The organism is Pandoraea norimbergensis, from assembly GCF_001465545.3.
GTDB lineage: Bacteria > Pseudomonadota > Gammaproteobacteria > Burkholderiales > Burkholderiaceae > Pandoraea > Pandoraea norimbergensis.
The window spans coordinates 3,678,022-3,701,562 of the sequence record NZ_CP013480.3 but is presented as its reverse complement, the minus strand read 5'-3'; the positions used below and the strand labels follow the sequence as shown (position 1 = coordinate 3,701,562).

At 63.5% G+C, this 23,541-nt stretch carries 23 protein-coding genes; 14 read left to right on the top strand and 9 right to left on the bottom strand.

Translation table 11 applies throughout. From position 1 onward, the window contains the following. The 4 genes from hisC to AT302_RS16205 all read left to right on the top strand — a co-directional run bounded on the left by hisC (position 1) and on the right by AT302_RS16205 (position 4,368). Positions 1–1,071 carry a histidinol-phosphate transaminase gene (hisC, locus tag AT302_RS16220; RefSeq protein ID WP_058379308.1) on the top strand — a complete coding sequence of 357 codons (1,071 nt, stop codon included), beginning with the start codon at positions 1–3 and terminating at the stop codon, positions 1,069–1,071. Between the two features lie 156 nt (positions 1,072–1,227). Then, positions 1,228–1,629 carry a hypothetical protein gene (locus tag AT302_RS16215; protein ID WP_058379307.1) on the top strand — a complete coding sequence of 134 codons (402 nt, stop codon included), beginning with the start codon at positions 1,228–1,230 and terminating at the stop codon, positions 1,627–1,629. Positions 1,630–1,736: 107 nt separating this feature from the next. Further along, on the top strand, positions 1,737–3,170 hold the full coding sequence (locus AT302_RS16210) for an NAD-dependent succinate-semialdehyde dehydrogenase (protein ID WP_058379306.1): 1,434 nt from the start codon (positions 1,737–1,739) through the stop codon (positions 3,168–3,170). A 238-nt stretch (positions 3,171–3,408) separates the two neighbouring features. Further along, a complete protein-coding gene (locus AT302_RS16205; protein ID WP_058379305.1) occupies positions 3,409–4,368 on the top strand; it encodes a hypothetical protein in 960 nt (319 codons plus the stop codon). Between the two features lie 75 nt (positions 4,369–4,443). Here AT302_RS16205 and AT302_RS16200 read toward each other — a convergent pair whose 3' ends face one another. Continuing rightward, complete coding sequence (locus tag AT302_RS16200) at positions 4,444–5,721, bottom strand: MFS transporter (protein WP_058379304.1); 1,278 nt, start codon at positions 5,719–5,721, stop codon at positions 4,444–4,446. 119 nt (positions 5,722–5,840) lie between these two features. Then, positions 5,841–7,490: a phosphoethanolamine transferase gene (locus AT302_RS16195; protein WP_058379303.1), complete on the bottom strand. Its 1,650-nt coding sequence runs from the start codon at positions 7,488–7,490 to the stop codon at positions 5,841–5,843. A 498-nt stretch (positions 7,491–7,988) separates the two neighbouring features. Between AT302_RS16195 and AT302_RS16190 the strand changes: the two genes are divergently transcribed. After that, positions 7,989–8,531 (top strand): peptide deformylase, encoded by a 543-nt coding sequence (locus AT302_RS16190; RefSeq protein WP_058379302.1) that lies wholly within the window; start codon positions 7,989–7,991, stop codon positions 8,529–8,531. 7 nt (positions 8,532–8,538) lie between these two features. Here AT302_RS16190 and AT302_RS16185 read toward each other — a convergent pair whose 3' ends face one another. Further along, positions 8,539–8,877 carry a tRNA-binding protein gene (locus AT302_RS16185; protein ID WP_058379301.1) on the bottom strand — a complete coding sequence of 113 codons (339 nt, stop codon included), beginning with the start codon at positions 8,875–8,877 and terminating at the stop codon, positions 8,539–8,541. A gap of 180 nt (positions 8,878–9,057) precedes the next feature. Continuing rightward, positions 9,058–9,834 (bottom strand): helix-turn-helix transcriptional regulator, encoded by a 777-nt coding sequence (locus tag AT302_RS16180; RefSeq protein WP_058379300.1) that lies wholly within the window; start codon positions 9,832–9,834, stop codon positions 9,058–9,060. 212 nt (positions 9,835–10,046) lie between these two features. Here AT302_RS16180 and ssuE point away from each other — a divergent pair, with 212 nt between their 5' ends. From ssuE to gltX, 6 genes are all read left to right on the top strand, one after another. Beyond that, a complete protein-coding gene (gene ssuE / locus AT302_RS16175; RefSeq protein ID WP_058379299.1) occupies positions 10,047–10,640 on the top strand; it encodes an NADPH-dependent FMN reductase in 594 nt (197 codons plus the stop codon). 13 nt (positions 10,641–10,653) lie between these two features. Further along, the gene (gene ssuD, locus AT302_RS16170) at positions 10,654–11,805 is read left to right on the top strand and encodes an FMNH2-dependent alkanesulfonate monooxygenase (RefSeq protein ID WP_058379298.1); all 1,152 of its coding nucleotides are present in this window, start codon (positions 10,654–10,656) and stop codon (positions 11,803–11,805) included. 244 nt (positions 11,806–12,049) lie between these two features. Then, positions 12,050–12,913 (top strand): aliphatic sulfonate ABC transporter permease SsuC, encoded by an 864-nt coding sequence (gene ssuC, locus AT302_RS16165; RefSeq protein WP_058379297.1) that lies wholly within the window; start codon positions 12,050–12,052, stop codon positions 12,911–12,913. Beyond that, a complete protein-coding gene (locus AT302_RS16160; protein WP_084656272.1) occupies positions 12,910–13,854 on the top strand; it encodes an ATP-binding cassette domain-containing protein in 945 nt (314 codons plus the stop codon). Before ssuC ends, AT302_RS16160 begins: the two co-directional genes overlap by 4 nt. A gap of 89 nt (positions 13,855–13,943) precedes the next feature. Further along, complete coding sequence (locus AT302_RS16155; protein ID WP_010807342.1) at positions 13,944–14,159, top strand: TOBE domain-containing protein; 216 nt, start codon at positions 13,944–13,946, stop codon at positions 14,157–14,159. Positions 14,160–14,377: 218 nt separating this feature from the next. After that, positions 14,378–15,769 carry a glutamate--tRNA ligase gene (gltX, locus tag AT302_RS16150; protein ID WP_058379296.1) on the top strand — a complete coding sequence of 464 codons (1,392 nt, stop codon included), beginning with the start codon at positions 14,378–14,380 and terminating at the stop codon, positions 15,767–15,769. A gap of 131 nt (positions 15,770–15,900) precedes the next feature. Here gltX and AT302_RS16145 read toward each other — a convergent pair whose 3' ends face one another. Then, complete coding sequence (locus tag AT302_RS16145) at positions 15,901–16,758, bottom strand: inositol monophosphatase family protein (RefSeq protein ID WP_058379295.1); 858 nt, start codon at positions 16,756–16,758, stop codon at positions 15,901–15,903. A 311-nt stretch (positions 16,759–17,069) separates the two neighbouring features. Here AT302_RS16145 and AT302_RS16140 point away from each other — a divergent pair, with 311 nt between their 5' ends. Together AT302_RS16140 and cysE are read left to right on the top strand one after the other, a co-directional pair. Further along, a complete protein-coding gene (locus AT302_RS16140; RefSeq protein WP_058379294.1) occupies positions 17,070–17,900 on the top strand; it encodes an RNA methyltransferase in 831 nt (276 codons plus the stop codon). 367 nt (positions 17,901–18,267) lie between these two features. Further along, a complete protein-coding gene (gene cysE, locus AT302_RS16135) occupies positions 18,268–19,047 on the top strand; it encodes a serine O-acetyltransferase (protein WP_058379293.1) in 780 nt (259 codons plus the stop codon). Here cysE and AT302_RS16130 read toward each other — a convergent pair. The 4 genes from AT302_RS16130 to AT302_RS16115 all read right to left on the bottom strand — a co-directional run bounded on the left by AT302_RS16130 (position 19,035) and on the right by AT302_RS16115 (position 21,815). Further along, positions 19,035–19,895 carry a UDP-2,3-diacylglucosamine diphosphatase gene (locus AT302_RS16130; RefSeq protein ID WP_064675096.1) on the bottom strand — a complete coding sequence of 287 codons (861 nt, stop codon included), beginning with the start codon at positions 19,893–19,895 and terminating at the stop codon, positions 19,035–19,037. The genes cysE and AT302_RS16130 overlap by 13 nt on opposite strands. A gap of 28 nt (positions 19,896–19,923) precedes the next feature. Next, on the bottom strand, positions 19,924–20,418 hold the full coding sequence (locus tag AT302_RS16125) for a peptidylprolyl isomerase (protein ID WP_058379291.1): 495 nt from the start codon (positions 20,416–20,418) through the stop codon (positions 19,924–19,926). A gap of 56 nt (positions 20,419–20,474) precedes the next feature. Next, the gene (locus tag AT302_RS16120; RefSeq protein WP_084656271.1) at positions 20,475–21,077 is read right to left on the bottom strand and encodes a peptidylprolyl isomerase; all 603 of its coding nucleotides are present in this window, start codon (positions 21,075–21,077) and stop codon (positions 20,475–20,477) included. A 72-nt stretch (positions 21,078–21,149) separates the two neighbouring features. Then, complete coding sequence (locus AT302_RS16115; RefSeq protein ID WP_058379290.1) at positions 21,150–21,815, bottom strand: tetratricopeptide repeat protein; 666 nt, start codon at positions 21,813–21,815, stop codon at positions 21,150–21,152. A 322-nt stretch (positions 21,816–22,137) separates the two neighbouring features. Here AT302_RS16115 and cysS point away from each other — a divergent pair, with 322 nt between their 5' ends. Continuing rightward, a complete protein-coding gene (gene cysS / locus AT302_RS16110; protein ID WP_058379289.1) occupies positions 22,138–23,541 on the top strand; it encodes a cysteine--tRNA ligase in 1,404 nt (467 codons plus the stop codon).

Sequence of the window (23,541 nt, the reverse complement as noted above, 5' to 3'; positions counted from 1 at the left end):
ATGAGTCGATTCTGGAGCGCGGGCGTTGCCGATCTGACGCCCTACGTGCCCGGTGAGCAGCCGCAGATGCAGCGGCTCATCAAGCTCAATACCAACGAGAACCCGTACGGCCCGTCGCCGCGCGTGCTCGCCGCGATTCGCGACGCGCTCGGCAGTGATGCCGAGGCACTGAAGCTGTATCCGGACCCGGATGCGAGCCGCTTCAAGCAGGCGATCGCGACGCGTTTCGGTCTGGAGGTTGCCAACGTGCACGTGGGCAACGGTTCGGACGAAGTGCTGGCCAACGTGTTTCAGGGGCTGCTCAAACACGACAAGCCGATTCTCTACCCGGACATCACGTACAGCTTCTATCCGGTGTATTGCGGGCTGTATGGCGTCGCATTCGAGACCGTGCCGCTGTCCGACACGTTCGAGATTCGCGCGGAGGATTACCGCAAGCCGAACGGCGGCATCATCTTCCCGAATCCGAACGCCCCGACGGGCCGTGCGATTGGCTTGGGCGAGATCGAGCGCGTGCTGGCGGATAACGCCGGCTCGGTGGTCGTGATCGACGAGGCGTATATCGACTTTGGCGGCGAGACGGCGGCGGGGCTGATTGCGAAGTATCCGAACCTGCTGGTGGTGCAGACGCTGTCGAAGTCGCGCTCGCTGGCCGGATTGCGGTTGGGTTTCGCCATCGGTCACCCGGATCTGATCGAAGCACTAGAGCGCGTGAAGAACAGCTTCAACTCGTATCCGCTCGACCGGCTGGCACAAGCGGCCGGTGTGGCGGCGATCGAAGACGAGCCGTACTTCGAGCAGACGCGTCAGGCAGTGATCGCGAGTCGCGAGGCGCTGGTAGAACGCATGACGGCGCTGGGCTTTGAAGTGCTGCCGTCGAAGGCAAACTTCGTGTTCGCGCGTCATCCGTCGCACGATGCGGCGCAACTGGCGGCCGCGCTGCGTGAGCGCGCGATCATCGTGCGTCACTTCAAGAACGCGCGCGTAGCGCAGTTCCTGCGTATTACGGTGGGCACCGACGCCGAGTGCGAGACCTTCACAGACGCATTGAAGGAAATTCTGGCGGGCTGATTTGCCAGAGCGCGGACGGAAACGTCAGCGCTCGCGAGGCCGGTATTCGGTGGCGCATTACGCGTTGCACTGGGTACCGGCCTTTTTTGTTTCGGGTTCTGGCAAGGTGGCAGGTACGCCGTTACGATGGCGGGAATTTGATCAGAGAGATGCCCCATGAAAAAGACATATCTCCCACGCGCCGGTTGGTACGGTGCGTTGCTGCTCCTCGCTGGGGTGTTCTGGCTGGTTGGCTGGTCGAGGGTGATGGGGAGTTACGTCCCGGCGCTGTTCAGCTATTTCGCGTGTTCGATCTTCATGGTGGTGTTCCCGAGCTGGTTTTATGGTTCGCGCCGACAGCCGCGTACGACGTTCGGCGTCAAAACCGTGCACTTTTGGCGCGGCGCGATCGTGCTGGGGCTGGTGGGTACGGTCGCAGGCTTGCTCGCACGAAGCGCGCTCGGTGCACAGTTCGGCATGTTTCTGACGCTGTGGGCGGTAGATTGCCTGCTAAGCGTCAAAGAGGCCGGGTTCCGTGACGAATCGGAAGCACCGTCGACGCGCCGCCCCGTCAAGTGACACCGGAAAAATAAAAAAGAGGCGCCCGCACCGCCTGAATGCGGTCCCGGCGAGAATCGATAGGCTGCGTTATGCTGTCGCACGTATTGCCAACCGGAGACTTGAGCATGTCGCACAACGTAGAACTCTTTATCAATGGGCAGTGGAAAGCGGGCGCAGAAGGCCTGACGCTGCCGATCGAAAACCCGGCCACCGGTGAGACCATCGGCACCGTGGCCCGCGCCACGCAACCGGATCTGGACGCGGCCCTTGCCGCCGCCGAAGCCGGTTTCGCCAAGTGGCGCGAAGTTGCCCCGTTCGAGCGCGCCAAGCTCATGCGCAAGGCCGCCGGCCTGCTGCGCGAGCGCGTGGGTGATATCGCCCGCCAGATGACGCTGGAGCAGGGCAAGCCGGTCGGTGAAGCCAAGGGCGAAGTGCTCTCCGCCGCCGACATCATTGAATTCTTCGCGGAAGAAGGCAAACGCGCCTACGGCCGCCTCGTGCCGTCGCGTGTGCCGAACGTCACCCAGTTGGTGATCCCGACCCCGGTTGGCGCCGTCGCTGCTTTCACGCCGTGGAACTTCCCGGTCAATCAGGTCGTGCGCAAAGTCTCCGCTGCGCTGGCCGCCGGTTGCTCGGTGATCGTCAAGGCACCGGAAGAAACCCCGGCATCGCCCGCTGCGCTGATTCGCGCGTTCGCGGACGCTGGTCTGCCCGATGGCGTGCTGAACCTCGTGTACGGCGTACCGGCCGAAATCTCGTCGTACCTGATTCCGCACCCGACCATCCGCAAGGTTTCGTTCACGGGCTCCACGCCGGTGGGCAAGCAACTGGCCGCCATGGCCGGTCTGCACATGAAGCGCGTGACGATGGAACTCGGTGGCCATGCCCCGGCGCTGATCTTCAACGACGCCGACATCGCGGCTGCCGTGCGCAACCTCGCCGGCGGCAAGTTCCGCAACGCCGGTCAGGTCTGTATCGCGCCGACGCGTTTCATCGTGCAGCGCGGCGTGTACGACCAGTTTGTCGCGGCCTTCGTGAAGGCGGCCGAAGCCGTGCGCGTGGGTAACGGTCTGGACCCGGAAACGACGATGGGCCCGCTCGTGAACGGCAAGCGTTTCGAAGCCATCAGCGCCATCGTGGATGACGCCGTGGCTCACGGTGCCGAACTCAAAACCGGTGGCAAGCGTGCCGCCGATGGTGGTCACTTCTACGCACCGACGGTGCTGTGCAATGTGCCGCTCACGGCAAAGATCATGCACGAAGAGCCGTTCGGTCCGGTGGCGATCATCAACCCGTTCGATACGGAAGAAGAAGCCATCGCCGAAGCCAACCGTCTGCCGTATGGTCTGGCCGCGTATGCCTACACCACGTCGGCCGGCACGGCGCAGCGCCTGTCCACGCGCGTGGAAAGCGGCATGCTGACGATCAACCATTCGGGCCTCGCCCTGCCGGAAGTGCCGTTCGGCGGCGTGAAGGACAGCGGCTACGGTTCGGAAGGCGGCCCGGAAGCCCTCGAAGCGTATCTGCAACCGAAGTTCGTCACGCGTCTCGACGTCTGATTGCCGTAACGCAATAGCTGGCGGCTCCGAAGACGGCCGACGCCCTGTAAAGGGGCGTCGGCCGTTGTCGTTTGCGGGGGGCAGAGCGCGCGTTGGCAAGGGACTTGGCGGGTCTTCAAACAGGCCTGCCATTTGCCGGAACCTGTCAACGTTGCCAGTTGTGGCGCGCAAGGTTTGCAACCACTCTGAGAGCGCTCGGACGAGACCCCGTCCGAGCCTCGACGAGAGGACGAACACCATGCGCCAGCTATCCAAGACCCTATGCGCTGCCATCGTGTTCGCATCGCTGCTCAGCGCTTGCGCGTCCTCCCCGATGCAGATGCCGTCCGGTCAGTTGCCGGCCACGTCACAACTGCGCGATATCGCAAGCCTTCACGCGCGTGGGCTGGAGACGATCATCACGCTTTATTCCTACTACAACGCGGTAGCGGCCGATTGTGGCGGGCCCGGACTTCCCGCGGTACTGTGCAGCGGTGTGCCGCTTCGCGCGACGGAGAACGTCCCCAATGGCACGCCGTGGGAGCCCAGCGATTCGGCGATTGAGAGTGGTGGCGTGTCGTTCTCGTGGCTCCGCCAGGATTTGAATTTCTCGCTGTTTCCGATCAGCCGCACCAACGGTTTCTTCTTCTATCCGAAGCTGCGCACGCCACCGGACAAGAACGGCGGTATCGACGTCCTGTGCGCGTTTCCCAACGATGGTCTGACCACCTATCGCAACGAGCAAGGGTGCGGTGAGTCATTGCTGGCGCCGCCGGACATCAGCCGTCCTTGCGATGTGCAGGGCATCACGACCGCCGCGCAATGGTTCACGCTGTGGGAAGCAGCAACGGACAAGTTTTCGGAAACGTGCGGCTTCAACATCCGCGAGAGTGCGCAAGATCAGGCTGACAGGTTCATGCAAGTGATTCTGGCCAAAGCGATGTTTCCCGACTGGGCTTGGGTCACATGGAACGAACTTCGTCTTGCCACGTGGCAACCGGGCACGGCAGCAACGCTGCCGATCATTGCTTTTTTCTACGAGGAAGGCAGTGAGGCGGGACTTACCGGCGCACGACACGATCAACAGAAGTACTTCGATCTCTATGCGCAGGCGATTCCCATCGTTCGCCTGGCATTGCCGCCGTCCAGGGGCGGTCGCGCCCAGCTCTCGTACAGCGATGACGATCAGGCCGTTCATGAGAACGGCTCAGGTCGTTGAGCAGCGCCCAATCTCGCAGGCGACAAGTGCCGCAACGCCGGTCAGGTCGGTAGCGCGTCAGCGCATGCGGACGACTCAGGCCGGTACGGCGGCATCCAGCGAGGCCGCTTCGATGGCGGACAGTCGCGCCGCCGGCGAAAACACGATGATGCCGAGTTGCATCGCGAAGCCGGCCGCCATGGCAACCAGACAATATCGCGTGCCGAGGGTCGAGGCCAGCCATGCGCCGAGAAACGCTCCGAACGGACGCGCCCCGGCCGTGGCAGTCATCGTCACCGCTGACACGCGGGCGATCAAACCACCCGGCGTCACGACCTGACGCAGCGACGTCGTGGAGATGGTCCACACGATCGGGCCGAAGCCGAACAGGAAGAACGCAGCGAATACCACGACGTAAGCTGCGATGCCCCCCGACATCTGCCACGTCGCCACCATCAGCAACGACGCGATGGCGGCGCAGGCGGGCCCGAGCACGATCTGCCGGCCGAACGAGAGCCGCTTTGCCACGCGCCGGTAGCCGAACGCCCCGCACACCATCCCGAAACCGTAGACCCCCAACGCAATGCCGACCGCCTGCGCCGAGAACGCCAGCGAGTGAATGGCGTAGTACGCGAAGATGGCGAGCAGCAGATACCACGAGGTATTGAAGACGAACGCTGTGGCCACGATAGGCCGAAGGTAAGGGCTGCGCGTAATGAAGCGCACGCCTTCGGCGAGTTCATGCACGAAATGGCGGCGGGATGCCACGCGCGGTGCTTCGGCGGGCAAGCGCGTCAGGCAATAGACACTGGCGAGCGAGAGCACGAACGCGGCGGCAAAGGCGAGCGTGCCCGATGCCCATCCCGCCAATAGACCACCCAATGCCGGTCCTGCCGTAAAGGCGATACTGCGCGCAATCTCAAGCCGCCGGTTTGCGGTGAGCAGGTCCGCCGGATCGATGAGCGCAGCTACCAGTGACGGCGCGGCGGCACCGAAGACGACCGTGCCCGTGGCCATCGCAAAGCCGAGCATGCCCAACGCGGGCAGTGTCAGCAGATGCGCACGGAACAGCGCGAACAGGCCCAGCAGGGCGAGCGCGCGCAGCAACTCCGTCGCGACCATGAGCGGCTTGCGCCGATAGCGATCGGCCAGCACACCGGCGGGCAGCGAGAGCAGCAGAAAGGGGAGTGTGGTGGCCGCCTGTAACGAGGCCGTCTGTTCGGCCGAGGCCCCGAGCGCGATGACGGCGACGATGGGAATGACGGCGAGCGTCATCTGTTCGCTGAACTGCGCGGCGAGATTCGCATGCGACAGCGATGTCACGAGCGACGTGACGGGCGGTGCCTTCGGGCGCTGTGCCCACTCCTGTGCCATACCCATCCCCTCGAAATTGGTCAGACGAGGGGGAGTCTAGGCGGAGCCGGGCAGAGGGACGCTCCGTTTCTTGCGATTGAATTCCGATGGATTTGCGATGGAATTCGGCGAGGCGCTGCCTAGCTGTTCGGCTGCTGCCGCGTGTACGCCTGCCCGTTGATGCGACGCTCGCGTGGCGTAAAGGCCGGGCTGAGCAGATCGTCCGAGGCACTGTAGTAACGCGTGTCGATGTCGAGCATGCCTAGCAGCGTATGTTCGAGACGGTCCGTCTGATACGGGCGAGATTCGAGGGCTGCCTGTGTCAATGGGTTCTGAACACCCGGAGGCTGTGCGCCGTCGCGTGACCACACGACCATCGGGATCTCATAGCCGGACGCATCCGCCACCGACTGCCCGGCATGATTGCGGGTGTGCCCCACTTCCTGCGCATGATCGGAACTGAACAGCAGACTGGCGTCGCTCTGCGCACCCGTCGCCATCGTTTTGCGAATCAGATTCGAGACCACGAAATCGTTGTACGCGATGGCGTTGTCGTACTCGTTGCGCAGGTGCCGTACCCACGTCGACCGGCCTTGAGCGGCGAGTGACGCCATGACCGAATCGTCGGTATTGTCGAAGCGCGCGAACTCCTCGGGATAGCGCATATCGTAGGTCGGGTGGGCGCCCAGTAAGTGCACGATGATCAGCTTTTTCGGGGCTTCGCTGGCCAGCGCCGCATCAAACGCGGGCAGCAGATTGCCGTCGACGTTATTCTCGCCGCGTCCGTACCCCTTGTTGATGAACACCTGCTCGTCGGCGCGCTTGGCCACCAAGCCGAGCCAGCCGTCGTTGGGCACCTGATTCGAGATCCAGTACGTGTGATAGCCGGCCTCCCGGGCGAGCATCACGACATCGGGCTGGCGCGTCCATGCTTCGGGGTCGTCGAGGCTGGCCGGCGTGAGCATCTTCATGAGCGACGACATCGTTGCCGGTTCCGACGACACCACGTCGCGGAACACTGTGAGATCGCCGCGCAGAGAATCGAGCATCGGCGTCGTGTTGCGCGCGTAGCCGTAGAGCGACATGTTATTGCGATTCAGACTCTCGCCGATCACCCAGACGACGGTGTTCTTGTCCGGCCCGTGATACTGCACGCGCCAATCTGCGCGGTGCGCCATATTGCGGTCGAGATCGCGTTGCAACTGCGCGGCGTGATCAGCCTGTCCCTTGTAATCGAGATAGCGCATCGGCCAATAGAGCAGCGGATTCTCCTTGGCCATCGTCGGGTTGAAGTGCAGCGCGAGGAAGACGGCCAGCAGCGCCACGACGGCAGACTTGCCGGTGCGCCGCATCGGTGCGGGCGATTGCCGGGCCTCGTCGCGTGCGAAGCGGCGCTCGCCGAACACGACGGCACCCATCAGCACGACGAATGCCGCGCTGGCTTCGAAGACATCGCGCCAGTTATGGCGGAAGAACTCGTTGGTTTCGGACGGATTGGTGTTGAACACTGCGTGCAGCACCAACAAGTGATTGGGGCGCATGCCGAAGTAGTCGCGCAGGAAGCCCTTGGTGGCCGCATCGAGGAAGAACACGGCGATGACGCTGAGCGTGGTGGCGCTGAACCACGCCGGCCGCGCGCGCAACAGCAGGCAGAGCCCCGCGAGACCGGGTAGCGCGGTCACCATCAGGGCGGCGCTCTTGCCGTATTCGTTCGCACTGATCATGCCGAGGGCCCAGAACGCGGCCAGTCCGCCCAATCCGAGGTAAAGCCGATGCAATAAGGGTTTCAATCGCTGTCTCCGCCGAACTTTTTTCGGGCCATTTCGTGCTGTGGCCACATGTCTTTGCGGGATGAGAGCTCCCGCCCGGCACCGCGTAGGCTGCCGAATCGGGCGTTTCGACTGCCAAGACTCGGGAAAGTGTCGGCGTTGTGCGACTTTTTTAGGCGAATGTAGGTCGGTATTGGCTTGTTGAAGTGAATTCCCATGCGATAGCGTGGGAAAAAGCGTGTTCGGTGTGTTCGGTGTGTTCGACGTTTTCACTCGCCAAGTCGGCAAGTGTCGTGACGCTCACTCGCGCATGGAAGTTTATTGACGTAAAGCGCGCTTCAACGAAATTGCATTTCGCGGCAGCCCCCTACAATCGTGCCATTCGCTCAACCGATATTCGTGGATTCCGATGCCGCCAGACACGATGTGTGAACCGTCCAGATCCCCCCATCCGCTACTTTGGCGGTCGCACCTCGCCCGCCAAAGTGGCGACACTGTGCCCGCAACCGGGGAGGCGTCATGACGCGTGAGATTCTTCGTGTGGGCGCGCCGTCGTTGCGCCGGGTGGCGGCCGGGGTGGTAGACGTCACCGATCCGGTGGTGCGGCGCGACGCTGCCGATTTATGTGAGGCGTTGGCAGCCTTTCGCGCGGCGCATGGTTTCGGACGCGCCATCGCCGCCCCGCAAATCGATATCGACCGGCGCATGATTGCGCTCGCCGTGCCCGGTTGGCCCGACGTGATCGTCAATCCGGAAATCGTATGGACGAGCGATGAACGCGTCACGCTCTGGGACGACTGCATGTGCTTTCCGGACACGCTGGTGCGGGTGTCGCGTTACGCATCGATCTCCGTGCGTTGCGTCGACCTGTCGGGCGAGGTGCACATGAAGGCGCAACTGCCGCTGGCCGAAGCCGAACTGTTGCAGCACGAGATCGACCATCTCGACGGCAAGCTGTCGTTTGACCGCGCCGTGGGCGAGAACGCCATCGTGCAACGCGACGTGTTCGACGCCGATCGCCCGACGTTTGCGCAGCAAGTCGATTATTGCCCGCAGCCTTAATCTGGGGCTAATGTAGGCGTGCGCCGTTGGGGACGGCACGTTCCACACCAGCGAGCACGATGGCACCGCTGGCGTCGGCAAAGCCGGTAACCAGCACTTCCGACGCCACGCCTGCAATTCGCTTCGGCGCGAAGTTGCACACACACAGCACTTGCCGGCCGATAAGCGATTCGGTCGTGTAGTGCACGGTGATCTGCGCGCTCGATGTCTTCACGCCGAGTTCACCCAGATCGACTTCAAGCACGTACGCCGGCTTCTTAGCCTTCTCGTTGACGCGCGCGGCGATGACAGTGCCTACGCGCAATTCGATCTTTTCGAAATCCTGCCACTCGATGGTCTCGGCCATGTCTTGCTTCCTGTGCTGACGCGCAGCCGGGGCCGCACGAAACAAATAGAGAAAAGGCGAGCGTAGCGCCCGGCGGGCGCGCAAGGATTGTGAAAAACGGCAGGCGGTGGCTTCGGTCTTGCGTGGGGACAACGTGGGCGCGCCGTCGGTGCGTTGTCGGCGCGTCGACGGCGCAGGCGCTCAGCGTGTACCGGCGCGTTCCCGTCGCCACACGGCGGGCGTCTGGCCGTAGTGCTGGCGAAACGCGTGGGTGAGGGCGCTCTGATCGTTGAAGCCGACATCGAGGGCGATCTCGGCAAGCGGGGCGTCGTGCGTCGTCAGCAGCACGGCGGCGCGCGCGAGTCGTAGCCGCATCAAATGTCGATGGGGCGTTTCGCCCGTCATGGCAACGAAGCAATCGTGAAAGTGGCGCACGCTCATGCCCGCTTCGAGCGCGAGTGTCGCGGTGTCGGGCGGTGCGGCCAGATCGGCCTGAAGCCGTGCGTCGACCGTGGCCAGATCGAGCTTCGCCGTGCGCAGGGCCGGGCGCGCCGGGGCCAGCTTTGCGGTGAGCATCGTGAGCATTTCGCGCACACCCGGATCGTCGGCGCTCAGCGCATGGTGGTCGGCGTGTGCAGATGCAAACGCTGACACGCGGCGCACCAGGTCCAGCATTGCCGCATCGAGCGCGAAGAACGTCTCGTGATCGAACGCCCGTTCGCTCCCCGTCGTGCGGGCCACCGTCGTCGGCACGTCGAGCACGACCTGCTGGTTCGGCCCGTCGCCGCGGTAGTCATGCCGCACCCCCGCAGGAATCACCACGCCATTGCGCGCGCCCACGCGGCCGTATTGCGACGCGTCGCCGTCGAGCGAAATCGCCATCCGCCCCGAGTGCCCGATCACCACCTGATGGAAATCGTGCGTGTCGGTGCTGTCGGTCGGGCGGTATTCGCGAAGTTCAAGGATTGCGCTGGGCATAAGGCGCAGAGACAGTATGACTACAGGTTATGAAAAAACGCGCAAAGCTTTCCCGGATTCATTGGTTCGGGCGCGCGGGGCGCATCGCTACACTGGTTCTCCAGTGGTCGGGGCGATCCGGCCAGCATCGGCGTGAAGACGCCGGTGTGCTTCGAATCCTCAGGGTGCGTGGCGCGTCGGACTGCGCTGGCACCCGTCTTTGGCAGGGAAGTATGACATACGCCGTCACGATCTCCGGCAGCCCGTCGGCCGCCTCGCGCAGTGCGCGTTTGCTGCGTTTTATCGAATCCGATCTGACCGCCGCCGGCATCGCCGTGCGTCGCATCGACATTCGCGCGCTCTCGCCTGCCGCGCTGCTCGCGGCCGATACCACGCACGACGATCTGCGTCATGCGCTCGCCCAAGTGGCCGGTGCGCAAGCGGTGATCGTCGCCACGCCTGTCTACAAGGCCGCCTATAGCGGCTTGCTCAAGGCCTTTCTCGACGTGTTGCCGCAAGACGGCCTCGCCGGCAAGCTCGTTGCCCCGTTTGCGACGGGCGGCAGCCCCGCGCATTTGCTCGCGCTCGATTACGCGCTCAAGCCGGTGCTCTCGGCGCTGGGCGCACAACACATTCTGCGTGGCGTGTTCGCCGTCGATCAGCAAGTCCCGAAGGAAGAGGGCGCAACGCTCGACGCCGCCGTTGCCGAACGTCTCGGCGCGACCGTCGACCAGCTCTCGCAGTGGCTGCATGAACGCGAAGTGATTCGCCAGTGGCCCGCGCATCAGGCACGTGCCGGTGCGCTGCAAGCCACGCTCGCCGCCTGATCCGGAGTCCGTAATGAAAGTCTTCTGGTTCATTCCGACACACGGCGACACGCGCTATCTGGGTACGTCCGACGGCGGGCGTGTGTTCGATTTCGACTACGCGCGTCAGATTGCCAGCGCGGTCGATTCGCTGGGCTACGAGGGTGTGCTGCTGCCCACAGGCCGCTCGTGCGAAGACGCCTGGGTGACCGCGTCGAGCCTGATTGGATCGACCCGGCGGTTGAAGTTTCTCGTGGCGATTCGCCCGGGTATCGCTTCGCCCGCACTCACGGCGCGCATGGCATCGACGTTCGATCGCTTGTCGGGTGGCCGCCTGCTGATCAACGTGGTGACCGGTGGCGATGCCGGTGAGCTGGAAGGCGACGGCTTCTTCGCCGATCACGCGCAACGCTACGAAGTGACCGACGAATTTCTGAAAATCTGGCGCGAGCTAGGTGAGAAGTCGCACACGAGTGAGGCCGTCAATTTCGAAGGCAAACATCTGCGCGCGAAGGACGCGAAGCTGCTGTACCCGCCGGTGCAGAAACCGCACCCGCCGCTGTATTTCGGTGGCTCGTCGGAAGCGGCGCGGCAGATCGCGGCCGAACAACTCGACGTCTACCTCACGTGGGGCGAACCGCTCGCCGACGTGGCTGAAAAGATCGCCGACGTGCGCGCACGTGCTGCCAAGCTGGGGCGCACGTTGCGCTTCGGGCTGCGCCTGCACGTGATCGTGCGCGAGACCGAAGACGAAGCGTGGCGTGCCGCCGACTCGCTTATCAGCAAGCTCGATGACGCGACCATCGCGCGCGTGCAGACGCAGTTTGCCAAGATGGATTCGGAAGGGCAGCGACGCATGGCGGCGCTGCATGGCGGCCGCCGCGACAAACTGGTGATTGCGCCGAACCTGTGGGCCGGTGTCGGGCTCGTGCGCGGTGGCGCGGGCACGGCGCTCGTGGGCGACGGGCCGACCGTTGCGGCGCGCTTGCGCGAGTACGCCGACCTGGGCATCGATACCTTCATTTTGTCGGGTTACCCGCATCTGGAAGAAGCGTATCGCTTCGCCGAACTGGTGTTCCCGCACCTGCCGCTCGACGTGCGCGAGCGTCTGGGCAACACGCAACTCGGTGGCCCGGTGGGCGAAGTCATGGCCAACAACATCCTGCCGCAGGCCTCGCAAAGCTGATGACGATGCGCTCGATGCCAAGGCACGCCATGCGTTCCATCCACGCCTTGCGGCGAATGCGGTTGAACGCCCCCGCAGGACGATGTTGATACGCGGCACGTCCCGCTGAGCGAACTCACCCATCGCGCCGCACGCGCGGCGCATCACGGATGCCCGGCAGTCACGCCGGGCGACCCTGGCCACATCAGCCAATGTCCGGCTACATCGGGCACATCGGGCCAACCCGGCCCGCGGAGAAATTCGTATGACCCAATCAACGCTTGCTCCTGCCGCGACGCCGGCGGGTGCGTCCGGCGCGTCCAGTACTGAGCCGGGCACGTGGCAGCGCGTCTGGCGCGTTGCCGCACGGCGGCTCGCACCGTGGCTCGTCCCCATTGTGCTCGTCACCGTCTGGCAGATTGCCGCCGAAGCGGGCTGGCTCTCGACGCGTGTCTTGCCCGCGCCATCCGCCGTGGTCGATGCCGCGTGGCAACTCGCGGTGAGCGGTCAGATCTGGCGCGATATCGGCGTGTCGACCGGCCGTGCCGTGCTCGGTTTTGTGATCGGCGGCGGTCTTGGGTTGTTGCTCGGCATGCTCACGGGCCTGTCGCGGTTCGCCGAGACAGCGCTCGATTCGTCGTTCCAGATGCTGCGCAACATCCCGCATCTGGCACTCATTCCGCTGGTGATTCTGTGGTTCGGTATCGACGAGAAAGCCAAGCTGTTTCTCGTCTCGATTGGTGTGTTCTTCCCGATGTATCTGAACACGTACGCCGGTATTCGCGCCGTTGATGGCCAACTCGTCGAGATGGCTCGCAGCTACGGCTTGCGCGGCTGGGCGCTGTATCGCGATGTGATTCTGCCGGGCGCGCTGCCGTCGATTCTGGTGGGCGTGCGTTTCTCGCTGGGCCTGATGTGGGTGACGCTGATCGTGGCGGAAACCATCTCGGCGCAGTCGGGTATCGGCTATCTGACGATGAACGCCCGTGAGTTCTTGCAGACCGACATCGTGCTGGTGGGCATTCTGCTCTACGCGCTGCTGGGCAAGCTGGCCGATGTGCTGGCCAAGGAACTGGAGTTTCGCTGGTTGCGCTGGCACCCGGCCTTTCAACGAGGAACCGCCGCATGAGCGCACAACAACTGGCCCCCGTCGCAGGCGTGGACATCGAGTCCGAATGGACCGCAGAACAACGCGCCACCACGTCCGCCACGCCCGCTAACACCAACACCAATGCCGGCGCGAATCTCAAAGTCGTGCGTCAGACGCATGACGTCGCCGCCTCGGCAGGTCTGCGCATCGACGGTGTGAACAAGCACTACGGCGCGCGCGCCGTATTGACGGACTTCTCGCTGGCGATTCCGCGTGGCGGCTTTGCCGCGATCGTCGGACGCAGCGGCTGCGGCAAGTCAACGCTGCTGCGTTTGATCGCCGGGCTGGAAGCGGCCGACGCGGGCACCATCGCCCTCGATGGTCATGCGCTGGGCACCACGTCGAGCAAGGTGTCGACGCGCATCATGTTTCAGGACGCCCGTCTGTTGCCGTGGCGCACGGTGCTGCAAAACGTCGCCATCGGGTTGCCGAAGTCGGCGTATCCGCAGGCGTTGGACGTGTTGCGCGAAGTCGGCCTCGCCGAGCGCGCCAACGACTGGCCGAGCCAACTCTCCGGCGGTCAGCGTCAACGCGTCGCGCTGGCACGTGCCCTTGTGCATCGACCCGATTTGCTGCTGCTCGATGAGCCGCTCGGTGCGCTCGACGCACTCACGCGGATCGAAATGCATGCGCTGATCGAACGTCTGTGGCGCGCCCACGGCTTCACGGCGCTGCTCGTCACGCACGATGTGCAGGAGGCCGTCGCACTGGCCGATCGCGTGGTGTTGATCGAGCAGGGCCAGTTGGGGCTCGATCAGCCGGTAACGCTGGCGCGTCCGCGAGCGCGCGGCAGTGTCGATTTCGCACAACTCGAAGCGCAGGTGCTCGATCGTGTGCTGCAAACCGAATCGAGCGGCACGCCGGTGGCTGCCGCGCCCGAACCCAGTTGGCCCGCCGCGACGGTGCGCTGGGCTGTCTGACCCGTCACATTCATCCTTCGCCGTCTTTTTATCCGACTGACGTTCATCCGACCGTCTTTTATCTGAATCACTGAACGCAGGAGTTCATCATGGGTATCACCGCCATCAATGTCCGTAATCAGTTCAAAGGCCGTATTCGCGAAATTCTGCGCGGCCCGGTGCTCTCCGAGGTCGATGTCGAAACGCCGAGCGGTATCGTCACCTCGGTCATCACCACGCGCTCTATCGACGAGCTGCGTCTGGACGTCGGCTCCGAAGTCGTGGCCCTCGTGAAAGCCACCGAAGTGTCGCTCGCCAAGCTCTGAGCCGCAGATTTCAGCAGTTCCAGCGTTTTGAGGATGGCTTGCCGGGCGAAGTCCGATGCCGGAGCGGGGAAATTCCGAACCCCGGCTCGGACTGTGCCGCGAATGCACGCACTCGGCTGATATAATGACGGCTTCCGAATGTCGGCGACCCGCCTGCGCGAGACTTTCCGCTGCGGGCGTTTTTATTTGTTGCCGACGCGATGCACCGAAGCCAAACCATGACCACTGTCCGCACCCGATTTGCGCCTAGCCCGACCGGATTCATCCATCTGGGCAACATCCGATCCGCTCTCTACCCGTGGGCGTTTGCGCGTCACAACCACGGTGTTTTCGTGCTGCGTATCGAAGACACCGATCTCGAACGCTCCACGCCGGAAGCCGTGCAGGTCATTCTCGAGGGCATGGAATGGCTGGGCCTCGATTACGACGAGGGCCCGTTCTATCAGATGGAGCGCATGGATCGCTATCGCGAAGTGCTGCAACAGATGAAGGACGCCGGTTACGTCTACCCGTGCTACATGAGCGTGGAAGAACTCGACGCGTTGCGCGAGCAGCAGCGTGAGCGCGGCGAAAAGCCGCGTTACGACGGCCGCTGGCGCCCGGAGCCGGGCAAAGTCTTGCCGGAGCCGCCGGCCGGTGTGCAGCCGGTGTTGCGCTTCAAGAACCCGCTCGCGGGCAGCGTGGTCTGGGAAGACGCCGTCAAGGGCCGCATCGAGATCTCGAACGAAGAACTCGACGATCTCGTGATCGCCCGCCCCGATGGCACGCCGACGTATAACTTCTGCGTGGTCGTTGACGACATCGACATGGATATCACGCACGTGATTCGCGGTGACGATCACGTGAACAACACGCCGCGTCAGATCAACATCTTCGAAGCGCTCGGCAAGCAGCCGCCGATCTACGCTCACTTGCCCACGGTGCTCAATGACCAGGGCGAGAAGATGTCCAAGCGCAATGGCGCTATGAGCGTGGTGCAGTACCGCGAAGAGGGCTTCCTGCCCGAGGCGGTGGTGAACTATCTGGCGCGTCTGGGCTGGGCGCACGGCGACGCGGAAGTGTTTTCGCGCGACCAGTTCGTGGAGTGGTTCGATCTCGATCACCTCGGCAAGTCGCCGGCACAGCACAATCCGGAAAAGCTGCTGTGGTTGAACAATCAGTATCTGAAGCAGGCCGATAACGAGCGTCTGGCCGGTCTGACCGAGCCGTTCCTCGAAAAGGCGGGTGTCTCGATCGACGGCGGTCCGTCGCTGGCGGGCGTGGTAGGGCTGTTCAAGGATCGCGCTAACACGATCAAGGACATCGCCGCGAGCGCAGAAATGTTCTATCGCCAGCCGCAACCGTCCGCCGAAGATGTCGCACAGCATCTGACCGACACGGCACGCGCTGCGGTGAAGGATCTGGCGGCTGGTCTCGCCGCACTGCCGGAGTGGAAGAAGGAAGCCATTTCGCCGGTGTTCAAGGCCACGCTCGCGCAGCACGGCATGAAGATGCCGCAACTGGCGATGCCGGTGCGTCTGCTCGTCGTGGGCACCACGCACACGCCGGCCATCGACGCCGTGCTCGAGCTGCTGGGCCGCGATACGGTGCTGGCACGTCTGGCGGCGTAAGCGGCGTAACCGGCGCAACAAGCGCAACAAGCACAGTGACGTAACAAAAAACCCCGGGATGCCTTGGCATCGCCGGGGTTTTTTGTGACTGTGGCAGCCACCCCAAGGGATGGCTGCCGCCGCCGTGAAACTTACGCTTGCGGCTTGGCTTCCAGCGTGACAGTGCTGGTCTTGGCCGGGGCCGGTGCGCGCTTGGTGCGCGAATAGCCTTCAAGCACCTTGACCATTTGCGCGTAGATCTTCGGGTTCGCGGCGAGCACTTCGCCTTCGAACAGGAAGTCCGATTCGCCCGTGTAGTTGCCCACGAGACCACCGGCTTCGGTCACCAGCAGGCTGCCGGCGGCCATATCCCACGGGTTCAGGCCTTGCTCGAAGAACCCGTCCATGCGGCCGGCGGCGACATAGGCCAAGTCGAGTGCGGCGGCGCCCGGGCGGCGGATACCGGCGCAATGCTCGGTCATCGTGCCAAACATCTTGAGGTAGTTCTCCACGCCTTGCAGATCGCGGAACGGGAAGCCCGTGCCGATCAGGCCATCGGCCAGACGGTCGCGGCGCGACACACGAATGCGCTTGCCGTCGATGTAGGCACCACGGCCGCGCGAGGCGGTGAACAGCTCGTTGCGCGTCGGGTCATAGATCACGGCTTGCGACACGATGCCCTTGTGGGAGAGCGCGATCGACGTGCAGTAATACGGCATGCCGTGAATGAAGTTGGTGGTGCCGTCGAGCGGATCGATGATCCATTGGAATTCCGAGCCCGCTTTGCCGTGTTCTTCGCCCGATTCTTCGGCGAGGATGGCGTGGTCCGGATAGGCTTGCAGGAGGACGTCGATGATCGCTTGCTCTGCCGCTTTGTCCACTTCCGTCACGAAGTCATTGTGCTGCTTCTTGCTGACCAGGACCTTGTCGAGGTCGAGCGACGCGCGGCTGATGATGTTGCCGGCTTTACGGGCGGCCTTCACCGCGATATTGAGCATGGGATGCTGCATGACAGATTCCTGTTAAGGCCATCGCCCGCGTCAAACGCGACCCCCTCTGGGCCGGCTGGCAGGCATGGCAGACAAAGCGAACGAATTGGGCAAGAGCGATGCCCGGCAAGTGCCGCAGCTGACTTAGCGGCTCGATTGCAGGGACGAAAACGCGTATTTTAGCAAAAACCGGCCGCCTGCGCTCTGTTGTGCGCATCTTCTGACCCTTTTTCGGTGCCACGGGGTCGGCGAATCAGGGCAAAATAGCGGCCTGCGCTGAATTTCATCCCGAATTTCTTTCTGTACGCCATCTCCCTACCTGCCGCCTGCTCATGTCCCAGTCTGTTGCTCCCGTCCCTTCGCCGCTCTTTGATCAAGTGCGCTTTGTGCTCAACGAGACGAGCCATCCGGGCAACGTCGGTTCGGCGGCGCGCGCCATCAAGACGATGGGCTTTGGCCAGTTGGTGCTTGCAGCGCCGCGTTTCGGGGCCGATGTGTTGCGCGACCCGGAGGCCATCGCGCTCGCGAGCGGTGCCGACGACGTGCTGGCCAACGCGCGTGTGGTGGCTGATCTCGACGCCGCACTGGAGGGGGTGGGTTGGGCCGTCGCGCTGTCGGCACGCACGCGCGAATATGGCCCGCCCAACGCCGAGCCGCGTGAGAGCGCTGCGCTGGCCGTGCAGCACGCGGGGCAGGGCGAGGCGGTGGCGTTCGTGTTCGGCAGCGAACGAACGGGCTTGTCGAATACGGATGTCGAGCGATGCAATGCGCTCGTGCACATTCCCGCGAACCCGGTCTACAGCTCGCTCAATCTGTCGCAGGCCGTGCAGTTGATCGCGTATGAAGTGCGCATGGCATGTCTCGGTGTCGAGCGCGGTGGTGCGGCAGCGCATGCGGTGGCCGTGCTGGCGGCGGGCGCCGTCAATGCAAGTCCGAATGCCGGTGCACCGCACGATCATCTCGCCACGCGCGACGACGTGGAAGGCATGCTGGCGCATCTGGAGCGGGCGCTGGTCGATCTCGACTATCTCGATCCGGACAATCCCAAGAAACTCATGACGCGTCTGCGTCGCCTTTTCGCCAAGAGTCATCTGGAGCGCGAAGAGGTCAATATTCTGCGCGGTATCTCGAAGCACATTCTCGAGCGCAAGATCCGGCGTTGATGGCTGGGTAGGGGGCAAGGTAGCCGAAGGGCACGTACGCTATGCCCTTACCGCGTATCCGGTCATTTTCCGGGCGTCTGCACGCATTGTGAAAACCCCATACAATTCTCAGTCACAAGCTTATTAGCCCTTCGCGAATATGAACCGATTGCGCGAGCGTTGCGCCGCCTCCCTGCCTTATTACGTGCACTGTTAACGCACGCCCTCGCGCCACGGTGTGGCGAGGCCGGACACCTGTCGTGTTCTCCATTCCTCGTCAGTCACGCCGCTCAACGTCTGCCGGCTTCGGCCGGCACGCATTCCGGTGATTTCGCACGATCCCGCCCCAAGACGGCAGGACGCGCACTACAGGATCGACATCAGGCTCATGTTTACCCGCCTTCGCGAAGATATTGCCGCTATCCGGCAAAAAGACCCCGCTGCCCGCAGTAACTGGGAAGTCTTCACCTGCTATCCCGGCCTGCATGCCGTGATGCTCCATCGCGTGGCGAATCGTTGCTGGACGTCCGGTTTCAAGTGGCTCGGGCGCTTCGTCTCGCATTACGCACGCTTTCTCACGGGCATCGAAATTCACCCGGGCGCGACGCTAGGCCGCCGCGTATTCATCGACCACGGCATGGGTGTGGTGATCGGCGAGACGGCGATCATCGGCGACGACTGCACGATCTATCAGGGCGTCACGCTCGGTGGCACGTCGCTCTCGCGCGGCGCGAAGCGTCACCCGACGCTGGAGGCCGGCGTCATTGTTGGCGCCGGTGCCAAGGTGCTCGGCGGCTTTACGGTCGGTGAGGGCGCGAAGATCGGCTCGAACGCTGTAGTGGTCAAGCCGGTGCCGGCGGGCGGCACGGCGGTGGGTAATCCGGCGCGCGTCATCCGTCCCGATGCCCCGCGTGAAAATGCCGAAGGCAAGCCGAACGGTAATGGCCGCAAAGCCGAGTTTTCCGCCTATGGCATTACCCCGAACGCAGACGACCCGGTGTCGTTGGCCATTCATGGATTGATCGAGAACGCGACCGACCAGTCGCACAAGATCGATGTGATGGTGGCCGCGCTCAACCAGTTGGGCGCGCATCTGGAAGCGCTCGGGGCGAGCAAGATCGACACGGCCGAACTTCGCAAGCTCGGCAAGGAAATTCAGGATATGTGAGCCGGCGCGGGCGTCGATGCCACGAGATCGATCGCCCGTAGTCCGTGCGCATCCCATTGCAGATAGCCGCCGCGCGGCGGCTCGATATCGAACTCCCAGTCGGGCAGCACCCAGCGCACACGCCGGCCTTCGGCGTGTCGCGCCGGCCGGTGCGTGTGGCCGTGCACGAGCGTGCGCTCACCGGCCGCATCGAGCAGTGCGTTGATGGCTTGCGCATTCGCATCGGCATAGGCCATGCGGTGGGCGCCTTTGGCCGCGCTGCGCCGCCGGATACGATCGGCAATCGCCATGCGCACCCGTAGCGGTAACGCGAGAAAGAAGGCCTTGCCCAGCGGCGAATGCGCGACGCGCCGAAAGCGCTGATACCCCACATCGTCCGTGCACAACTGGTCGCCGTGACTGAGCACCAGCGCCTGCTCCAGAAACGAGAACACGCACGGATCGTCGAGCATGACGGCGCCTGACGCGCGTGCGAAGCGCTTGCCGAGCAGGAAATCGCGATTGCCGCGCATGATCGCCACGGGCACGCCACTGGCGGACAGCTCGGCGATGGCGGCCGTCATGCGACGTGCAAAGGCGCCAAGGGGCTCGGTGTCGGGCGTACCGGTGTGTCGTGCGGGGGCATCCTTGTCAGCGCCGAGCATGTCGTCGCCGACCCAGTATTCGAACAGGTCGCCAAGGATGAAGAGGATGGACGCTTCACGCGCGGGACCGCGCAGGAAGTCTTCGAAGACTTGCACCGTACGCTGCAGGGCCGGCGCGAGGTGAAGATCGGAAATGAAAAGCGCGGGCCCGTCGCCCCGTGGTGTCACGGGACATTGCGGGCACCGCGCAGTCGATACTGGCATCGAGTGTCGTCGGTGACGAGATGGGCGCTTACGCGACGATCACGGCCTTTTCGATGACGACGTCGTCAACCGGCACGTCTTGATGCATGCCACGCGAACCGGTCTTGACACCCTTGATCGCGTCGATGATTTCCTGGCCTTCGACGACCTTGCCGAACACGGCGTAGCCCCAGCCCGACGGCGTCGGTGCGCTGTGGTTCAGGAAGTCGTTGTCGTTCACGTTGATGAAGAACTGAGCCGTGGCCGAGTGCGGATCGTTCGTGCGGGCCATGGCCAGCGTGTACTTGTCGTTCTTCAGGCCGTTGTTGGCTTCGTTCTCGATCGGCGTGTTGGTGGCCTTTTGTTTCATGCCCGGCTCGAAGCCGCCGCCTTGAATCATGAAGCCGTTAATTACGCGGTGGAACACCGTGTTGTCGTAGAAGCCTTCCTTCACGTAGGTCAGGAAGTTTTCAACCGTCTTCGGTGCCTTGGCTTCGTCGAGTTCGATGCGAATGACGCCGTGATTCGTTTGCAGTTCAACCATGATGCTTTCCTTCTGATGAAATGGTCCCGGCAGGCCGGAGGAGTTCAGCGTCGTGTTCAGCGTTTGACGACGCTGGCCGATTCGATCACGACGGGCGTGACAGGCACGTCGCGGTACATGCCTTTGCTGGTCGTGGCGACACCCTTGATTTTCTCGACAGTGTCCATGCCGGCGACCACCTTGCCGAACACTGCGTAACCATAGCCGTCCGGGCTTGGGTAGTCCAGTGACGCATTATCCGACACATTCACGAAAAATTGCGCAGTCGCCGAATTCGGATTCGACGTACGCGCCATCGCGATCGTGCCCTTCGTATTCTTCAAGCCGTTTTGCGATTCGATCGGAATCGGTGCGCGGGTCGGCTTTTCATTCATGTCGGCCGTGAAACCGCCACCCTGAATCATGAAACCGGGAATGACACGGTGGAAGACCGTGCCGTTGTAGAAGCCGCTGTTGACGTATTGCAGGAAGTTCTCGACCGTCTTCGGCGCTGCCTTCGGGTTGAGTTCTACCGTGAAGTTGCCGGCCGACGTCTTGAACTGCACCTGCGGCTGCGTGGCCTGTGCGAGCACAGGCAGGCTGGCAACGGTGCCAGTCAGTGCAGCGGCTGCGACGGCACCGCCGAGCAGTGCGCGGCGCAGGCGATTCGGAAGGGACATGCGGGTCTCCTGGGCTGTGAATTCGAAAATTCGAAAATTCGTGAATTCGTATGAGGTCGTGCGGCGGGGAGATCAGTTCCCCGACTTGCCGACGTTCTTCAAATTGGCATCTTCGCCGGGCTTGGCCGGCGAGGGCGTCTGGGCGACCGGCGCGGCACGTTGCGGGGCCAGCATGTCGGCGAGTACCTTCTCGCGGCTCGACACGCGCGCCGTCGGCGAAAGCTTGAGGGCCTTCTGATAGGCCTGCTGCGCGAGCTTGGCGTAGATGTCGCCAAGGTTCGAATACGCCACGGCAAAGCTCGGGTTGTTGCGGATCGCACTCTCCAGTGCGGCGCGCGCTTTGTCGTACTCACCCGTCTGCGCGTACAGCGCGGCCAGGTTGTTGTACGGCTCGGGCAGTTCCGGGAAGTCTTGCGTGAGCGCGGTGAAGGCGTCGATGGCCTCGGGCGTGCGGCCCATCTCCATGAGCACGCGCCCACGCGTGAAGCGCACCTGCGCATCGCGCGGGTATTGCTTCAGGTGATCGTCGATCTTCGTGAGGGCGTCGCTGTACTTGCGCGCTTCGACCAGTTTGTTGATCGCCGATTCGCTGGCCTGCTGCGGCGTTTGCAGCGGGGCAGGCGGGGGCGGATCGATGATTGCCTGGGCACCTGCGGGCAGCGCAAACAGCGTGCCGGCAAGGCCGAGCGTCACGCTTGCGAGCGTGAGCGCGTGGGTATGACGGCGGGCAGCGTTCATGGTGAAAGCGCTCGGGCGGAGGCGGGAAAGCAGGCGCGTTGCACTGCGCGAAAGGGACCGGCTTCGTTGCGTCATGATGGGTGCTTGGGATACCTGAGAGGTGCGCAAGAGATGCTATACTCGGCCGCATTCTAACAAAACACCTGCGCCCGGCCTGCGCCATTTGATCTTGTGGCGGCGGATACGGTTCGCAGGTTCGTTTTTTCTACCGCACGGCGCGCAGCCCGCCTCGCGATGTCGCTCCCGCCGCACGACACGAATCGTGCCCGGAGGCATCGTCGCAGCGCCCGGCGCTGTCTCGCCCCCGGTCAAGCATTTATCTATGGATTCACTCCGCGTCTACAACTCGCTCGCGCGAGACAAACAGCCGTTCGTGCCCCTCGTTCCCGGCGAAGTCCGCATGTATGTTTGCGGCATGACCGTGTACGACTACTGTCACATCGGCCACGCGCGCGTGATGGTGGTGTTCGACATGGTGCAACGGTGGCTGCGCACGCTCGGCTACCGCGTGACCTATGTGCGCAACATCACCGACGTTGACGACAAGATCATCAAGCGTGCTGTCGAGAACGGCGAAACGATGCGCGAGCTGACCACGCGCTTCATCGCCGCGATGCACGAAGATGCCGACGCCCTCGGTGTGCAGCGCCCGGATCACGAGCCGCGCGCGACTGACTTCATTCCGCAGATGGTCGACATGATCGGCACGTTGCAACGTAACGGTTACGCGTATCAGGCCGAAGACGGCGACGTGAACTACGCCGTGCGCAAGTTTGCCAACTATGGCCAGCTTTCCGGCAAGTCGATCGAAGACCTGCGTGCGGGTGAGCGCGTTGCCGCGAACACCGCCAAGCAGGACCCGCTCGACTTCGTGCTGTGGAAGCGCTCGAAAGACAGCGAGCCGGACGAATCGAAATGGGCCTCGCCGTGGGGCGCCGGACGCCCGGGCTGGCACATCGAGTGCTCGGCCATGAGCTGCCAGTTGCTCGGCAACCAGTTCGACATTCACGGCGGCGGTGCCGATTTGCAGTTTCCGCACCACGAGAATGAAATCGCGCAGAGCGAAGCCGCCACGGGCGAGACGTTCGTGAACTACTGGCTGCACAACGGCTTCGTGCGCGTGGACGACGAGAAGATGTCCAAGTCGCTCGGCAACTTCTTCACCATCCGCGAAGTGCTGGCGAAGTTCGATGCCGAAGTCATCCGCTTTTTCATCCTGCGTGCGCAATACCGCAGCCCGCTCAATTACAGCGACGCCCATCTGGACGACGCACGTGGCGGTCTGACGCGTTTGTACACCGCGTTGAAGGATGCGAGGGGTGACGGCGCCGCGCTTGACTGGAACGAACCGTTTGCGCAGCGCTTTGCGGCGGCGATGAACGACGACTTCAATACGCCGATCGCGATTTCGGTGTTGTTCGAACTCGCGGGCGAAATCAACAAGCAGCGGGATCCGGTGCTCGTGCGTCAGTTGCAGGGTCTGGCCGGTACGCTCGGTTTGCTCGGCCGCGATCCGCAGTCGTTCCTGCAAGGGACGGCAGGTGCCGACGCGTCGGGTGATGCCGATGCGTTGCGCACGTCGGTCGAGGCACGCATCGAAGCGCGTGCTCAGGCCAAGCGCGAGAAAAATTTCGCAGAGGCCGATCGCATTCGCGCGGAATTGCTCGCCGATGGCATCGTGCTGGAAGATCGTCCCGGAGGCGCCACCGAATGGCGTCGTGCCTGA

What these genes read in the sequence shown, in the direction of transcription:
- cysE (WP_058379293.1), top strand. Translation starts at nt 18,268, where the DNA reads ATGTTTACCCGCCTTCGCGAAGATATTGCCGCTATCCGGCAAAAAGAC.
- AT302_RS16210 (WP_058379306.1), top strand. Translation starts at nt 1,737, where the DNA reads ATGTCGCACAACGTAGAACTCTTTATCAATGGGCAGTGGAAAGCGGGC.
- AT302_RS16180 (WP_058379300.1), bottom strand. Translation starts at nt 9,834, where the DNA reads ATGCCCAGCGCAATCCTTGAACTTCGCGAATACCGCCCGACCGACAGC.
- AT302_RS16115 (WP_058379290.1), bottom strand. Translation starts at nt 21,815, where the DNA reads ATGAACGCTGCCCGCCGTCATACCCACGCGCTCACGCTCGCAAGCGTG.
- AT302_RS16185 (WP_058379301.1), bottom strand. Translation starts at nt 8,877, where the DNA reads ATGGCCGAGACCATCGAGTGGCAGGATTTCGAAAAGATCGAATTGCGC.
- AT302_RS16145 (WP_058379295.1), bottom strand. Translation starts at nt 16,758, where the DNA reads ATGCAGCATCCCATGCTCAATATCGCGGTGAAGGCCGCCCGTAAAGCC.
- AT302_RS16155 (WP_010807342.1), top strand. Translation starts at nt 13,944, where the DNA reads ATGGGTATCACCGCCATCAATGTCCGTAATCAGTTCAAAGGCCGTATT.
- ssuC (WP_058379297.1), top strand. Translation starts at nt 12,050, where the DNA reads ATGACCCAATCAACGCTTGCTCCTGCCGCGACGCCGGCGGGTGCGTCC.
- gltX (WP_058379296.1), top strand. Translation starts at nt 14,378, where the DNA reads ATGACCACTGTCCGCACCCGATTTGCGCCTAGCCCGACCGGATTCATC.
- AT302_RS16130 (WP_064675096.1), bottom strand. Translation starts at nt 19,895, where the DNA reads ATGCCAGTATCGACTGCGCGGTGCCCGCAATGTCCCGTGACACCACGG.
- AT302_RS16190 (WP_058379302.1), top strand. Translation starts at nt 7,989, where the DNA reads ATGACGCGTGAGATTCTTCGTGTGGGCGCGCCGTCGTTGCGCCGGGTG.
- ssuE (WP_058379299.1), top strand. Translation starts at nt 10,047, where the DNA reads ATGACATACGCCGTCACGATCTCCGGCAGCCCGTCGGCCGCCTCGCGC.
- AT302_RS16125 (WP_058379291.1), bottom strand. Translation starts at nt 20,418, where the DNA reads ATGGTTGAACTGCAAACGAATCACGGCGTCATTCGCATCGAACTCGAC.
- AT302_RS16160 (WP_084656272.1), top strand. Translation starts at nt 12,910, where the DNA reads ATGAGCGCACAACAACTGGCCCCCGTCGCAGGCGTGGACATCGAGTCC.
- AT302_RS16120 (WP_084656271.1), bottom strand. Translation starts at nt 21,077, where the DNA reads ATGTCCCTTCCGAATCGCCTGCGCCGCGCACTGCTCGGCGGTGCCGTC.
- AT302_RS16140 (WP_058379294.1), top strand. Translation starts at nt 17,070, where the DNA reads ATGTCCCAGTCTGTTGCTCCCGTCCCTTCGCCGCTCTTTGATCAAGTG.
- hisC (WP_058379308.1), top strand. Translation starts at nt 1, where the DNA reads ATGAGTCGATTCTGGAGCGCGGGCGTTGCCGATCTGACGCCCTACGTG.
- cysS (WP_058379289.1), top strand. Translation starts at nt 22,138, where the DNA reads ATGGATTCACTCCGCGTCTACAACTCGCTCGCGCGAGACAAACAGCCG.
- AT302_RS16200 (WP_058379304.1), bottom strand. Translation starts at nt 5,721, where the DNA reads ATGGCACAGGAGTGGGCACAGCGCCCGAAGGCACCGCCCGTCACGTCG.
- ssuD (WP_058379298.1), top strand. Translation starts at nt 10,654, where the DNA reads ATGAAAGTCTTCTGGTTCATTCCGACACACGGCGACACGCGCTATCTG.
- AT302_RS16205 (WP_058379305.1), top strand. Translation starts at nt 3,409, where the DNA reads ATGCGCCAGCTATCCAAGACCCTATGCGCTGCCATCGTGTTCGCATCG.
- AT302_RS16215 (WP_058379307.1), top strand. Translation starts at nt 1,228, where the DNA reads ATGAAAAAGACATATCTCCCACGCGCCGGTTGGTACGGTGCGTTGCTG.